Source organism: Nonomuraea thailandensis, from assembly GCF_024172165.1.
In the GTDB taxonomy this organism is placed as follows: domain Bacteria; phylum Actinomycetota; class Actinomycetes; order Streptosporangiales; family Streptosporangiaceae; genus Nonomuraea; species Nonomuraea thailandensis.
Genome location: NZ_JAMZEB010000002.1, coordinates 5,122,449 through 5,137,473, shown reverse-complemented (window position 1 = coordinate 5,137,473; position 15,025 = coordinate 5,122,449). Strand labels below are relative to the sequence as shown.

At 70.6% G+C, this 15,025-nt stretch carries 11 protein-coding genes; 1 reads left to right on the top strand and 10 read right to left on the bottom strand.

Features of this window, described 5'->3' with window-relative positions:
- Positions 1–11: 11 nt before the first annotated feature.
- The 4 genes from HD597_RS27200 to HD597_RS27190 form a co-directional block, all read right to left on the bottom strand.
- Positions 12–644 carry a hypothetical protein gene (locus HD597_RS27200; RefSeq protein ID WP_253745686.1) on the bottom strand — a complete coding sequence of 211 codons (633 nt, stop codon included), beginning with the start codon at positions 642–644 and terminating at the stop codon, positions 12–14.
- Positions 641–1,339, bottom strand: coding sequence for an RNA polymerase sigma factor (locus tag HD597_RS66940; protein ID WP_372513404.1), 699 nt, complete (start codon positions 1,337–1,339; stop codon positions 641–643). The genes HD597_RS27200 and HD597_RS66940 overlap by 4 nt, the downstream gene beginning before the upstream one ends.
- 373 nt (positions 1,340–1,712) lie before the next feature.
- Positions 1,713–1,985 (bottom strand): hypothetical protein, encoded by a 273-nt coding sequence (locus HD597_RS27195; RefSeq protein ID WP_253745685.1) that lies wholly within the window; start codon positions 1,983–1,985, stop codon positions 1,713–1,715.
- A 251-nt stretch (positions 1,986–2,236) separates the two neighbouring features.
- Complete coding sequence (locus HD597_RS27190; protein ID WP_253745684.1) at positions 2,237–2,770, bottom strand: PadR family transcriptional regulator; 534 nt, start codon at positions 2,768–2,770, stop codon at positions 2,237–2,239.
- A 56-nt stretch (positions 2,771–2,826) separates the two neighbouring features.
- Between HD597_RS27190 and HD597_RS27185 the strand changes: the two genes are divergently transcribed.
- Positions 2,827–4,278 carry an MDR family MFS transporter gene (locus tag HD597_RS27185; protein WP_253745683.1) on the top strand — a complete coding sequence of 484 codons (1,452 nt, stop codon included), beginning with the start codon at positions 2,827–2,829 and terminating at the stop codon, positions 4,276–4,278.
- Between the two features lie 461 nt (positions 4,279–4,739).
- On the opposite strand, the gene HD597_RS27180 is transcribed toward HD597_RS27185, so the two are convergent.
- The 6 genes from HD597_RS27180 to HD597_RS27155 all read right to left on the bottom strand — a co-directional run bounded on the left by HD597_RS27180 (position 4,740) and on the right by HD597_RS27155 (position 14,900).
- On the bottom strand, positions 4,740–5,087 hold the full coding sequence (locus tag HD597_RS27180; RefSeq protein ID WP_253745682.1) for a hypothetical protein: 348 nt from the start codon (positions 5,085–5,087) through the stop codon (positions 4,740–4,742).
- A 313-nt stretch (positions 5,088–5,400) separates the two neighbouring features.
- Positions 5,401–8,487, bottom strand: a complete 3,087-nt coding sequence (locus tag HD597_RS27175) for a DUF5722 domain-containing protein (RefSeq protein WP_253745681.1) — start codon at positions 8,485–8,487, stop codon at positions 5,401–5,403.
- A 6-nt stretch (positions 8,488–8,493) separates the two neighbouring features.
- Positions 8,494–9,936, bottom strand: coding sequence for an ABC transporter substrate-binding protein (locus tag HD597_RS27170; protein WP_253745680.1), 1,443 nt, complete (start codon positions 9,934–9,936; stop codon positions 8,494–8,496).
- 35 nt (positions 9,937–9,971) lie between these two features.
- Entirely contained in the window at positions 9,972–10,796 is an 825-nt protein-coding gene (locus HD597_RS27165; protein WP_253745679.1) for a carbohydrate ABC transporter permease, read from the bottom strand.
- Complete coding sequence (locus HD597_RS27160; RefSeq protein WP_253745678.1) at positions 10,793–11,683, bottom strand: carbohydrate ABC transporter permease; 891 nt, start codon at positions 11,681–11,683, stop codon at positions 10,793–10,795. Before HD597_RS27160 ends, HD597_RS27165 begins: the two co-directional genes overlap by 4 nt.
- A gap of 13 nt (positions 11,684–11,696) precedes the next feature.
- Complete coding sequence (locus HD597_RS27155; RefSeq protein WP_253745677.1) at positions 11,697–14,900, bottom strand: family 78 glycoside hydrolase catalytic domain; 3,204 nt, start codon at positions 14,898–14,900, stop codon at positions 11,697–11,699.
- Positions 14,901–15,025: the final 125 nt, after the last annotated feature.

Sequence of the window (15,025 nt, the reverse complement as noted above, 5' to 3'; positions counted from 1 at the left end):
CGCCGTCCGCCCTACGGGCGAGCGCCTGGCTTGCCGACGACCTTGGCCGCCAGTTGCGCGGTCCATGCCACAGGGATCCCTGCCTTGACCGTATGCGTCGCACCGCCGGGAAGGTCGAAGGTCCGATCGGCAACCGTCTCGCCGTAGGTCCCCAGGAACCGGTAGTCCTGCGCACTCACGATGATCTCGGAGCGCTCGTAAGCTCCCGTGTAGACGAACGCGACGCCGTGGCGCCCTGCCGCGTCGACCGCGCCCTGCTTGACCGCGACCCCCTGGATCAGAGGCAGCGCCCGGAACAACGCGGCTCGCGCGTCGGCGGCCAGCGGTTGGCCGCTCAGCAACGAGGAGATCGTCAGGAAGATCCGCTCCTGTCTCGTTACGTGGGCCTCGTCGAACGCCGAGGCGGGGGTCGCGTCGATGCTCGCCCCGATCCTGCTGATCATCTCCTCCGGGGTGACCGGTGCCGTGCCCAGGTCCGCGCTCGTGACGCCGGGGCCGACCGGCGCGATGACGAGCTTGCCTCGTCCGTCGTCCAGCGCGGTCTGCTTGCCGTCCAGGCTGTGCCAGGTCTCGAGAGTGACCTGCTTGTCGCGATCCACTTCGGGCTCCGGCTCCTGGCGGAGCGGAGCGATCGTGTTCTTCACGTACAGCCACTTGCCGGGCGATGGCGTGATCTCGTACGGGGTCGGTCGCGGCGCTCCTGGCCGCCTTGTCGCCAAGATCTCGTACGCTTGCGACCGGAATCACGGCGGTTTGTTCGCCTCCGCGTACCACCAGAGCGCCCACGCCGGTGGCCAGCGCGACCGATGCGGCCAGCGCCAGACGCCAGGCCAGGCGCGGCCGGCGCCGCCCCGGCACGGAACCGGCGCTGTGGCGGCCGGTTCGTGCATGGCTTGCAGCAACCTGCTGCGCGCCGCGCCTCGGCGACCTCCTCATAGGTCAGCTCTCCCAGCGCCACCAGCAGCAGCACGTCACGATCGGCGCTGGACAGAACCATCAGCGCCCCTGCGAGGCGGCGGTCCTCCCCCTGTGCGGCGACCCGCCCGATCACGGCATCGGCCATCGGCTCCGGCTGTGGCTCCGCGCCGGTTCGTGACAGCGCACGCAGAAACCGTTCCTCGTCACGCCGGTGCCTGGCGATGAGGTTGGTCGCGATGCCGTAGAGCCATGGCCTGGCCAGCGGCCGCGTGTGGTCGTAGGAGGCGCGGCGGCGGAAAGCCGTCAGGAATGTCTCCGCGGGCATGTCATCGGCGGCCTGAGCCCCAAGCCGTCGCGCGGCATAGCGGTGGATCTGCTCGACGTGGCGGTCGAACAATCCGGGCAAACTGCTCCGGATCATCGATTGACCGGCGGATGAGCTCGGCGTCGTCCGCCTCGATCATTTCCGCCGATGGTGTTCGTGTCATGCCCGCTGTTTCCCGAAGGAGCGGATCGAGTTCTCGACGGCCACACCGCCCGGCGACTTCGGTGATCGGCGTGAGGCCGGGTGCAGGGGAGGTCATCGTCGTTCAACGAGGCAGGGCGTCGAGGACCAGCGGTCGGCCGGCCGATGGGTCAGATCCTGGCGGAAGGCGCTCCTCACGGGGCTTCACCCGGGTCGGCGCAACCAGCCCCAAAGTAACTCTCCGTAATTTCCATCACCGTGTGTGTCCGGCCCGCTGAATCGGTTCGCGACTCGCACCCGCAGCTCCGCTCGGCCGCCAGTCGGTTGATCAGTGGGTACGGCGGCGGGGTGCCAGGACCTCGGTGACCTTGGCGATGGCTTCGGCGCCGGGTTGGACGTAGCGCAGGGTGGTGCGGGGGTTCCTGTGCCGGGTCTTGCCCATGATGAGCTGCAGCGGGACTTCGGCTTCGCCCAGGTGGGTGGCGGCGCTGTGGCGCAGCTGGTCCCGGTGCTCGCCGCGAAGAAGCGGGTGGAGGGAGAGACCGCCGCGGGTGGACTGGGCGCACGAGAGGCTGCCCGCGCGGACGGTGAAGGGCGACACCTACCGGATCGACCGTCACCGCCCCCGCGTCGAGGGCCTCTTCGCCCGCATCGAGCGCTGGACGAACTGCCGCATGGATACCGGATAAATAACGAGAGTCTGGAGTGCATCACGATCTGGACGGAACTGGGCACGGCGCGTGAGTCGTCAGGCAACGCGCTGATTGACGGGAGCCTCAAATGGCGGTGTGAGGGCTCAGTACCTGCTCGACTCTCGACCTCACACGCCAAGGCGCTGAGACCGGTGCCGGGCTATGCCCCTTGAGAGGCGCCCGGCACCCTCCTCCCCTCGAGTGTCGCCAGCGTCGCGTTAGCCCAGTCGATCATCGCCTGCGCCTGCCGGCGCCCGAGGTCCAGGGCGAACCGTCCGGTGAACGCCTCCGACGCCGGAGTCCCCAGGCACTCCAGCCCGGTGAGGCGCGCCTGAGCGTGGGCCTTGATCTGAGTGACCACCTCGATCGCCTCGCCAGGGCCGAGGAGGGTGAGCAGGAACGCCTTCAGCGCCGCTTCGCTGCGGACCACCGTGGACGGGTCGTGCCCGACCAGCCACTCGTGCAGCCACGCCGTGCCCTCACGCGTAATCGCGTAGATCTTGCGCCCGCGCGCGCCCTCCGACTCGACCTCCACCAGGCCGTCGTCGGCCATCTTCACCAGCTCCGGGTAGATCTGGGTGTGGCCGGCCTGCCAGACGTGATTGAGCGACCTCTCGAACGCCTTGGCCAGGTCGTAGCCGCTCGCCGGGCCTTTCGCGTCGAGTAGCCCGAGCAGGGCGATCCGTAGGGACATGCGGCTCAGCATACCTGCGGATTGACATGTCAATACTTACATGTGAGCCTTAACCTGTGATTGCTGACATAAAGCCTCGTGGGAACGGGCTCCTCCTGCTCGCCGTGGTCGGCGGCATGTTCCTGGCGATGCTCGACCAGACGATCGTGGGCACCGCGCTGCCGCGCATCACCGCCGAACTGGGCGGCACGGCCCTCTACACCTGGGTGGTCACCGCCTACCTGCTGACCGCCACCGTGACCGTGCCGCTGTACGGCAGACTGTCCGACCAGCACGGCAGGAAGCCGCTGCTGCTCATCGGCATGGCACTGTTCGTCACCGGGTCCGTGCTGTGCGGCCTGGCGCAGGACATGCCGCAGCTCATCGCCTTCCGGGCGTTGCAGGGCCTCGGGGCGGGCGCGCTGATGCCGCTGTCCATGGCGCTGGTGCTCGACCTGTTCCCGCCGGACCGCAGCGCTCGCGTACAGGGCGCGCTCGGCGGGGTGATGGCGCTAAGTTTCCTCGCCGGCCCGTTCATCGGCGGCGTCTTCACCGACCAGGCGAGCTGGCGCTGGGCCTTCCTGGTAAACGTGCCGCTCGGCCTCGCCCTGATGGCGATCGTCGTCCTGCGGCTGCCCCGGCTGCCGGGCACCGGCGGCGGACGCCCCGACTACCTCGGCATCGCCGTCTTCACCGTCGCCGTCAGCGCCCTGCTCATCGGGCTCACCCAGAAGGGCGATGGCGGCAACACCTGGACGAGCGCGCCCGTCGCGCTACCCATCCTGGCCGCGCTGGCGCTGCTGGTGATGTTCGTGCTCGTGGAGCGACGGGCCGCCCATCCGATCATGCCGCTGCACCTGTTCGCCAACCGCGACTACACACTGGTGATGGTGATCTCGTTCTGCACCGCGTTCTGCATGTACGCCGGGGTGGTGTTCCTGCCCCGCTACTTCCAGGAAGCCCTCACGGCCAGCGCCACCGAGTCCGGGACGCGCATCTACCCCCTTACCATGGCCATGGTCCTCGGCAGCGTCCTCATGGGCGCGCTGATGAGCCGCACCAGCCTGCTCAAGCCATGGCTGGCCATGGCCCCGTTCCTGCTGGTCGCGGGCACTTGGCTGTGCGCGAACCTGACGACCGCCACCTCCGGCTGGCTCCTGGCCGGATGGATGGCGCTGATCGGGCTCGGCATGGGCCCCATGCTCTCCGGCCTGACCGTGGCGGTCCAGCAAGCCGTGCCGCCCCGGCACATCGGCATGGCCTCGGCCAACCTCACGTTCTTCCGCCAGATCGGCGGTTCGGTCGCGCTCGCCGTCGGGGGCACCGCCTACAGCTCGGTGATCGGCCGGGAGACGCCCCTGCGCGGGCCTGCCGCCGCCCACGCCGAGGCCGCCGCAGTCGTCATCCCCCTGCTGGGCGTCACCGGCGCGCTCGTCGCGCTGGCCGCCATCCTCGCCCTGCGCGGCGGCAGGCTCGAACGGACGACCGCGGCTGACCGGCAAGACACCGCCCTGGCCGCACAGGTGTGACCCGATCGCCCAGCCACCACTCCCGGCCCCGGTCGAAGACCAGGTGAGCACGGCGGGCTCGCCCAGCACGGCTGGGCGAGCGGCGTCGACCGACCAAAAGCCCCGGACAAATCCGCAGCTCACAGCCACGCACGGAGTATGGACACGCTTCCGGGCGCGCTGACGGGATCGGCCCACATCGCCGGTCGATCCGCCTTCGCTGTCGCGGCCTCGACACAAGCCGGCGCCGTGTCGTGACGTCCATATGTCCGGCCGCATGGGAACTGGATCCTGGTACAGCTCTTCCACGGCCCGGTGCTGCTCCGGGCTCTTGTGGCGATCCGGCGAGCGCGGGTGGGGGAGCCGTGGCGAGCCAGCCACCCGTCCTGTGGATCGGGTCCGACCGGAGACTGCATCTGGCCGTGAAGTCGAACCGTGCGGCTTGTCCTGGTGCAGCCCATGGTGCGGCGCACAGCGCTCGATCAGCTGAGATTTGCTCGGTGGTGCACTCCTGCCGGGCGGCGGTCCGGGAGTGCCGCCTCTTGGAGGCGTGCTTCGCGGTGCCGGCGCAGGCTGGTCACGCCGAGCCGGGCCCGCATCTCGGCGAGCAGCGCGCGGCCCTTGATGGCGCGTACGTAGACGGATTCCCGCCGCATGCCAAGGATCTTCGCCAGTTCTCCGAAGGAGTAGCCGCGGGGCTTTTCCTGGTTGAGTGCGATGGCGATGTTCATGGCGTCTCGCAGGTGCTCACGCAAGGGCTCTACATGTACCAGGCCGACCGGGTCGTCGGAGAGCCTCCTGGCGAGTGCGTCCACCATGCGGTGCAGCATCGCGACATACTCTTCGGTCTCGACGGCACGGCGACGATGCCGGCCGCCTGCGGAGGGCCTCACCGTGCCGGCCCTTCCTGTCCCGGCTGCCCGGCAATAACCTCCGCCACCGGCTGCTGATGCGGGGGAGGAAGCGCTTCATGAGGGACGGTGGATCGGTTCTGCGCGGTACTCGGAGACCGGATGAAAGCCTTCGCCGGACTAGGACGTGTCGAGTGGGTAGCGCTGTGTGTGTCCAGGCAGGCGTGATCGATGCGGTGGCCGGGCCTAGCGCCGTGCCGGGTCGGCCGGCACGGCGCTGCGGGTGTGCCTGTCAGGAGATGCTGCGGCCTTCCACCGCGTCGAGCACCAGCGCGCTGGAGCCGGCGTCGCCGCGGACGCCGAAGCCGTAGCTGTATCCGGCCCTGACCTCCGGGTCCGACAGCGCGGGCAGGTGTTCCAGCGTGGCGGCGGTGACGAGTTCCCAGCCGGAGCCGGTGTCGGCGTACATCGCCGCCCGCTGCCCCACCAGCGACAGCGCGAAGCGGCCGCCGTCGGGGATGCTCACGCCCTGCTTGACGCCGAAGACCGCCAGGCCGCCCGGCACCTGCGCCCCGCGCACCTCGAAGCCGGCGAACTTCTGGGTGTTGACGTAGAACGCCGCCACATCCGTCTTGCCGTCCTTGACGAGGCCCGTGTAGACGGTGTCCATGTCGGTGGAGTCGCCCTGGAACTTCTTGATGGTGATGGCCGTGCTGAACGCCGGGTTGCGGGGTGACACGCCCGACGACATCAACCCGAACCAGCCTGCCGTCGGGTGCGCCGCCGACAGCGCGCCGCCCGCGTAGGTCACCTGCGGCAGTTCCTTGTTCTCCGGCTCCACCCGGTGCACCTGGTAGTCGCCGGCCTGGTCGAAGCCGTCGGCGAGCTCCTGGTTGGCGAAGGCGTCGGGGGCGGGCGGCACGTACGCGGCCTCCGGCGGCAGCCGGAACGTCACCCGCTGGTCGTGCCCCAGGTAGGACGCGCACACCACCGGGTAGTCCTGGTTCGCAGGACCGTACGCGGTCAGCGTGGTGTCGAACGAGCGGCTCTGCCCGGTGCGCAGGCCCGTCACGCCGAGGGAGGCCGGATCGACGGCCACCCCGTCGCACGTGGTGAGCCGCACCTTGCCGGCCATCGGCAGCACGTCCCGGTTGGTCACGGTGAAGGCCACCGTGGAGCCGATCCGCCCGCGCTCGCCGGTGGCCGCGGTCACCTCGGCGTTGCGCCGGTCCTTGCCGGGCAGCGCCACCGCGGCCAGGCTCAGCCGGTCGATCTCGTACGAGCCCGCCCAGTCCGAGCCCACCGAGCCCCGCACCCAGACCTTGACCCGGGAGATCGCGGCCCGCGGGGCCCAGCGGGACAGGTCGAGCGTGAGCCGGTTCCAGCCGAGCGCCGGGTCGATCGCGCCGACGCCCTCCGCCACCGCGCCGTCGCGCCCGTACGCGCGGATCTTGGCGGTGAAGACGTTGCCCGGCTCGAAGCCGTCATCGGCGCTCTCGGGCACCCGGATCGACACGGAGAGCTGCGTCGTGCGGGAGGCGTCGAGCGGCTGGCCGAACAGCACGTCGGCGCCCTTGTACGACTTGGCGTACTGCGACCAGCCGGGCAGGTCGCGATCGAAGCGCACGCGCAGCGCGTGCCCGCCGTCCACGGCCACCCGTTCCACGGCGGCGGCGTTGTCGGAGGGCCGCCAGCCGCCGGTGTCGCTCTCGAAGCCGGAGATCACCCGCTCGGCCACCGGCTTGGCGTCGAGCTGCGTCCCGACGGTGGCCGGGGGCTCGCGCACCGCCAGCGCGGCCGGGTCGAATCCGGGGATGACGTCCTTCCAGTCGGAGATGCCGATGATCTTCTTGGCGAACTCGGTCACCTCCAGCGACCGCTCGGTGTCGATCGCGGCGAACACCTCGTGGACCGGCTTGCGCTCGCCCGCGTTGGACGGCGCGCTGTGCTCCTCGTCCCACGTCCACAGGCCGAGCCGGAGCCCGCCCTCCTGCTTGTGGTCGACGTGCCGGTGCAGGATGAAGGAGTCGATGCCGTCGGCGAAGGCGACCTTGTAGTAGGCGTACGCGTAGGCGGCGGCCTGCAGCTCCAGCTCCTTGGCGGAGTAGTCCTGGGAGTTCAGCCCCTGCTCGGACAGGATCACCCGGCGCCGCTCGCCGCCGTAGGTCAGGTGCTCCTGGGCCAGGTAGCGCGGCAGCAGCTCGATGTTCTTGAAGGTGATCCGCATCGTGTCGAAACTGTCCGTGGCGGTCTTGTCGTTCCAGAACGCCGGGTTGAACAGGTTCTCCGGGTACGGGTGGTAGGCGATGTTCCAGGCGAAGTCGCCCTGCCGCTTGGTGAGCGCGTTGAGGCCGTCCACGACGTCGCGGCCCTTGTAGGTGTACTTCGGGTCGTCGTTGGCGGCGCCCGTCCAGAAGTGGGTCAGCGACGTGTAGACGCGGGCGTTGGCGTCGGCCTTGCGCACGGCCTGCGAGGTCAGCCGCATCGCCTTGGTGTACTGCTCCAGGAAGACGTCGCGGTCCTGCGGGCCCATGTTGTACCAGAACTGCTGGGCGTCGATCTCGTTGCCCACGATCCAGCCCCACGCCCTGCCGTACCGCTCGTCCGCCTGGCTGTAGCGCTGGGCGAAGAACTCCATGGCGGCCGTGAAGTACGCCTCGCCCTCGGCCGTCTTGGTGTTGAACGCGTACACCGTGCCCTTGCCCAGCTCGGCGTCGGGGTGGATGAGCTTGCGGGCGGCCGAGTTGGCGGCGCCGCTGTTGTAGACGAGCACGATCAGGTTGACCAGCACGCCGTTGTCCGACAGCGGCTTGACCTGGGCGTCCAGCCCGGCGACGGCGCCGCGGTCGAAGTAGTAGGTGTTGCCCTGCGAGACGAACTCGATGGTGTTGCCCGGCGCGCCCGGCCCGGCCATCATGACCGAGTCGAGGGCCAGGTTGATGCCGGCGTGCTGGACGCCGATCTCCTCGGCGTCGTCGGTCATCTGCACCTGCAGACCCTTCTTGCCCGGCAGCTCCGGGTACGGGGTCTGGCTGGCGGCGGCGAAGCTCAGCTTGTCGGCGTAGTGCACCTCACCCAGCGGGCCGCCGGCGCCCACCGCCAGGAACTTGTCGTAGAGCCGGTCCTGGTCCCCGTCCATCCGCGGCACCTCGACGCGGAACTCGCCCGCTCCGACGGTCGCGACCGGTTCCTCCCCGGAGTGCGTGTCCTGCCAGGTGTCCAGCGCGTACAGCTCGGCCGGTCCTGAGGCGGTGCCGGTGACCGTGATCGTGCTCTCGCCGACCTCGACCCCGCTCACCCCGCCTTCCACCGCCGCATGGGCGGGCACACTGACGCAGAGCATCGCCAGCGTCAGGGCGATCAATAAACGCATCGTCATGTCCTCCTACTTGGCCCAGTCCTCGTCGCCCCAGGCGTTCTTCTTGATCCCCGCCTCGATGCCGCGGTCCCACCACTTGGCGAGGTCGGCCAGCTCCTCCTCCAGCGAGCGCTCGCCCAGGAGGTAACCGTCGAACACGTCGCGGAACGAGGTGCCCTCGGGCCCGCCCGGCAGCGCCGTCACCCGGAACGGCTTGCCCCACTCGCCCTCCATCAGCCCGGCGGTCTCGGCCGACGGCTCGACGCCCTCGATGGCGGGCAGGCCGCCGGTCGCGTCCAGCCAGGGCTTGACCGCCGGCGAGCTCATGTACTGGAGGAACTTGATCGCGGCCGCGTACTTCTCGTCCTTGACCGTCGAGGGGATCATGTAGCTGGTGCCGCCGATCGACGCGCCGTAGCGGGCCGGCGCGTCGGACGACAGCGGCGAGCTCGCCTTGGTGATCGTCGGGAACGGCATCGTGGCGAGCGCGAACTTCGCGTCCTTCTTCAGCGCCTCGAAGGCGAAGTCGGTGCCCCACGACATGGCGGCCTTGCCGGAGACGAAGTCGCGGTAGCCCACCGTCGCGCCGCCGTCGGCCACGCCCGTCCAGTTGGGCGTGCCGCAGTCGAAGAACTCCTTGTAGAGCTTGAGCGACTCGGCCACCTCGGGCGTCTTGGTGGTGAGCCTGCCCTCCTTGATCACCTTGCTCATCGACTTCTCGGTCACGGTCGGCGCCTTGCCGGGCTTGCCGGTGGCGTCGAAGACGTTCCACTCGTCGTGGTACTTGTCGATGAGCTGGGTGCTGACCGCCTCCCACGTCCAGCCCGCGGCCAGGCCGCCCTTGTCGAGGGCGACCGGGTCGAAGCCGGCGTCCTTCAGTTTCGCGCAGGCGCTCCTGAAGTCCTCCCAGGTGGCCGGGGGCTGGTCGATGCCCGCCTTGGCGAAGGCGTCCTTGTTGTAGAACAGGCCGATCGCGACCAGGTTGAACGGGATGTACTCCAGCTTGCCGCTCTCCTTGCTGAGCGCCTTGGAGACGGCTGGGCCGAAGTACTCCTTGCGGAACACGTCGATCCAGCGCTGGTTGCCCGGCACGTACGGGTTGGGCTTCTGCAGCTCGGCGTCGAGCGCGTGCACCTCGTGCGCCTTGTGCGGCGGCTGGTTGAAGACCAGCTCGGGCGCGGTGCCGGCGGCGAGCTGGGTGGTGATCGTCTGCATGAAGCCGTCGAGCGGCAGCACCTGCGTCTTGACCTCGATGCCGGGCTCGCGCTTCTCGAAGGAGTCCACGAGCGATTCCCAGGCGGGGCCGAAGCTGCTGCCGCTGGCGTTCCACTGGTTGGGGCCGGCCAGGGTGATCGTGACCTTGCCTTCGGTCCCGGGACCGGACGAGCCGCCCGGGCCCAGCAGGCCGCAGCCGGTCAGCGCGAGCAGCATCGCGGCAGCCGCCAGCCCGCCCTTGGGGGGTGTTCGCATGAGAGCAGGTTCCTTTCTTGGTTGATACGTTTCAATCACTTGCCGGAGACGACGCCGCCCTGGATGCCCGCCAGGAACCACTTGGACAGGAACGTGAACAGCACCACCAGCGGCAGGCTGGCCAGCACGTATCCCGCGAACAGCGGGCCCCACTGCTGCGCGTTCTGACCGGCGAAGAAGGCCAGCCCGGCGGGGATCGTCCGGAACTCGTCGGTCTGCACCGTGAGCAGCGGCCAGAAGTAGTCGTTCCACACGCCCAGCACCGTCATCAGCGCCACGGTGCCGATGACCGGCCGGGCCAGCGGCAGCATGAAGGCCAGGAACAGCCGGACGCCGCCCGCCCCGTCCACCCGCGCCGCCTCGAAGATCTCCTCCGGGATCTGCGCCATGTACGTGCGCATGACGACGATGCCGAACACCGTGTTCGCGGTGACGTGCGGGACGATCAGCACCAGCCGGCTGTCCAGGATGCCGAGGTCGCGCATCAGCACGAACAGCGGGATCAGGCTGGTGATCGAGGGCACCATCAGCAGCGCCGCGACCATCCCGAACAGGACGGTGCGGCCCGGGAAGCGGTACCGGGCGAACACGAACGCCGCGGCCGGGGCCAGCACCATCGTGCCGGCGATGGCCAGCCCCGCCACCACGAACGAGGTGAACAGGTACGGGCTGACCTGCTCCCAGGCCGCCGCGTAGTTGTCCAGGTGCAGCGGCCAGGCGGGCGCCCAGTAGCTGGTGAAGAACTGCTCGTTGTCCTTGACCGAGGCGGCGAGCATGAACAGGTACGGGAACAGCCCGGCGAAGGCCAGCACCGCCAGCAGCGCGCCGGCCACCAGGTCGATCCTGCGGGTGCGGCTCATGCCTCCGCCTTCCTGCCGAGCACCAGCGCGACCAGGCTCACCCCGAGCGTCAGCGCGAACAGCACGGTGCCGAGCGTGGCCGCGTAACCCCAGCTCGTGTCCAGGAAGGCCGCGTCGAGCATGCGCAGGACGGGCACCTGCGTGGCGTTGTCGGGGCCGCCTCCGGTCATGATGTGCGCCTGCATGCCGTACTGCAGGACCGAGATCACGGCCAGCACGAACAGCAGCTTGACGTCGCGGAACATCATCGGCAGGTCGATGCTCCAGAAGCGGCGCAGCCGGCCGGCGCCGTCCACCTCGGCGGCCTGGTAGATCTCCGCCGGCACGTTCTGCAAGGCCGACAGGAAGACGAGGAACGGCAGGCTCGCCACCCACGGGAAGCCGATCGTCATCAGGGCGACGAGCGCGGTGTCGGGGTCGCCGATCCAGTTGCCCGCCAGCCCGTCCAGGCCGACGGCGCGCAGCAGGCTGTTCACGACGCCGTCGCGCGGGTCGTACATGAACTGCCACAGCAGCACGTTGACCACGGCGGGGAAGGCCAGCGGGAGGATGAGCAGCGTGCGGAACACGAAGCGCAGCCGCTCGCTGGACAGCGACATCACCAGCTCGGCGGCCAGCAGCGGGAACACCCACATGAGCGTGACGGCCCAGACGAAGATGACGCCGATGTTGCGGAAGGAGGCCCACCACAGGTCGTCGCCGAGCATCGTCCGGTAGTTCTCGAAGCCGACGAAGGGCGAGTCGAAGCCGGGCCGCCACTCGAAGAGCGAGTGCACCATGCCGTTGAGCGCGGGATAGTACGCGAACGCCGCGAGCAGCGCGAAGGTGGGCAGGAGGACGAGATAGACGCTCCACGGGATCCGGCGGCGCGCCTTGGTGCTGGTCACGATGGAAGGCCTTTCAGGAGGTACGGAAGGCGTAGGAGCCCGAGCCGACCCGGTAGACCGCGGCACCGTCGTCGAGCCGGTCGAAGCTCACGCACTCCGCCTCGGCCGCCGGTCGGCCGCCCTCGGTCACGCGCTCCGGCGGGGCGGGCACGTGCACCTCGGCGCGGGTGTTGGGCGGCACGACGACGTCCAGGGCGAAGCCGCCGTCCGCCAGCCGCCAGGAGATCTCCACCCGGCCGTGCCTGGTGCGGTGCGAAGTCCTCGCCCAGCCGATGCCGCCGCCGGGGCGGGGGCGCACGACGACGTCGGCGTATCCCGGCGACCCCGGGGCCAGGCCGCCGACCGTCCGGTACATCCAGTCGCCGACCGCCCCGTAGGCGTAGTGGTTGAAGGAGTTCATGCCCGGGTCCTGCAGCCCGCGGTGGTGGCTCCAGGAGTCCCAGCGCTCCCACATGGTCGTCGCGTCGCCGTGCACGACCGGGTAGAGCCAGGACGGGAAGCTGTCCTGGGTGAGCAGCCGGTAGGCCACGTCCAGCCGCCCGGTCGAGGTGAGCGCGTCCAGGAGGTACGGCGTGCCGAGAAACCCGGTCGACAGGTGGTCCCCCCGCGCCTCGATGTCGCCGGCGAGCCGGGCCGCGGCCCGGGGCAGCTCGTGCTCCTCCAGCAGCCCGGCCGTGATGGCCAGCACGTACGCGGTCTGCGTCCCGCTCGCCAGCACGCCGGGCCCCTCGACGAAGGCCGCCCGGAACGCCCGCCGGACGTGCTCGTACAGCTCCAGGCAGGCCCGCTCGTCCGCGTCGCGGTCCAGCGCGGCGGCGAGCCCCGCGAGCTGCCGGGCGGACAACGCGAAGATCGCGGTGCCGACGAGCCGCTTGGGGGTCTCCGCGCCGATGGACAGCCAGTCGCCGAAGCCCTCCTCGGGGAAGATCCCGCCGTCGGAGCGTTTGTCCAGGTACGCCAGCCAGCGCAGCATCGGCTCGAAACAGGCCGCCACCACCCCGGTGTCACCGCGCAGCCGGTGCAGCGCCCACGGCAGCAGCACCAGCGCGTCGCCCCAGCCGGGCGAGCCCGCCTCCCTGGCGCTGGGCGACAGGCCGCGGCCGGACAGCACGTCCGGCACCACGTGGGTGACCGCGCCGTCGTCGCCCTGCGCGTCGATCACGTCGGTCAGCCAGCTCCGCAGAAACGCGGCGGCGTCGTAGTTGAACAGCGCGGTCGGTGCGAAGGCCCAGATGTCGCCCGTCCAGCCGAGCCGCTCGTCCCGCTGCGGGCAGTCGGTGGGGACGGCCAGGAAGTTGCCCCGCTGCCCCCACACGATGTTGCGCTGCAGCCGGTTCAGCCGCTCGTCGGAGCAGGTGAACTCCCCGGCGGGCGCCATCGCCGCGTGGGCCACCCTGGCGGTGATCGCCTCCGGGGCCGCGCGCAGCCCCGACACCTCGACGTAGCGGAAGCCGTGGAAGGTGAACCTCGGCTCGAAGGTCTCAGGTCCGTCCCCGCGAGGCAGGAACTCGTCCGTGGCGCGGGCCGAGCGCAGGTTGGCCAGATGCAGCCCGCCCTCGTGGTCGAGGACCTCCGCGTGCCGCAGCACTACGGGCCGCTCGCGCCCGGCGCGGCCGGTGAGCCGGACCCAGCCCACCAGGTTCTGCCCGAAGTCGGCGATCCACACGCCGGGGCGCCGCTCCCACACCGCCACCGGCTCCAGCTCCTCGTGCACCCGGATCGGCGGCGCGACGGCGGCGGTCAGCCGGCCGGCGGGCGGGCTCACGGGCACGACGGGCAGCCAGCCCGACTCGTCGAACCCGGCCGCGCTCCAGCCGAGCGGCTCGGCGGCCAGGTCCTGCCGCTCGCCGTTCTGCAGGTCGGCGTAGCGGATCGCGCCCGAGGACGCCCGCCACTCGGGGTCGGTGCCGACCCGGGTGAGGGTGCCGTCGTCGTGCAGGATCTCCAGCTCCGCGCGGAAGGCCAGGCGGCGGCCGTACTGGAAGGAGCCGAACCAGCTGATGTTGCCCGCGTACCAGCCGTCGGCCAGGACCGCGCCGAGCGCGTTGCGTCCCTCCGACACCAGCGCCGTGACGTCATAGGTCTGGTACGTGATGCGATGGCGGTAGTCGGTCCAGCCGGGGGCCAGGTGGTCGGCGCCCACCCGGGTGCCGTTCAGGTGGACCTCGTAGACGCCGAGCGCGGTGGCGTACAGCCGGGCCCTGCGCACCGGCGACGGCACGCCGAACTCGCGCCGCAGGTACGGGCTTGGCCGGTCGCCGATCGGCTCGCGGCCGAGCGGCGGGTCGCCGTGCAGCCCGGCCTCCTCGGCCAGCGGCCACGCCGCGTCGTCGAAGCCGGGCTGCTCGAACCCGTGCCCGGGGTCGGCGACGGCCCGCCACCGGCCGCCGGACGTGACGGTGACCGTGCTCTCCCCGGCCACCGGCACGAGCTGCGGCAGCGCCGGCCGGCCCTCGACCACGACCTCCAGCCGCACGCACAGTCCCGGCCCGGCGGCCTTGATGGCGAGCACGTTCTCCCCGGAGGCCACCAGATCGCCCGCGTCGGCCACGAACGCCCCGTCCCGCCGTTCCCCGGCGACCGGCATCCCGTTGACGTACGCCTCGGTGCCGCCGCCGGTGTTGTCGCCGGCGGTGTCGCCGGTGTCGCCGGTGTTGTCGTCGGTGCTGTCGCCGCCGCCGATCACCAGCCAGGCCGACAGCGGCCGAGCGCCGCCAGCCACCGTGAACCGGGTCCGGAACGCCCCCGTCGGCGAGGGGGAGGGCCCCAGCCGGTCGGCGACCCAGATGCGCGGCACGTTCTCCAGCGAGGGCAGACGCTCCGAGCCGGGCACCACGGGCGTGCCGATCCAGCCCGCCGTCCATCCGGTGGCGTCGCCGAGGCCGGTCTCGAACCAGTGCGCCGGGCTCCAGCCGGACCACGTGCCGCTCTCGTCGGCCACCATGACCCGCCACTGGTAACGCGTCCGCGGCCGCAGGGCCGCGCCGCCGTACGGCAGGTCGTACGTGGCAGGCGAGGTCACAACGCCGCTGTCCCACACCCGCTCGGCGCCCTCGGCCGCCGGGTCGCACTCCTCCGCCACGATCAACCGGTACGCGCTCTGCGCCCGCCCCCGCCCGGCACCGGTGATCCGCCAGGAGAACTCCGGCGCGCTCACGTCGAGGCCAAGGGGTTCGGCCAGTCCTGCCACGCGCATGTCGGTCACGGCGAGCTGCATGAGAGGGCTCCCAAAGAGGAATTGAAACCTTTTAAGTACAGCGCACCGTAAGCAGCACGAGCTAGTCACGTCAATGCCCTCACACATGCAGGACACGGAACCGTCGTCTAACTGAAACATTTCAA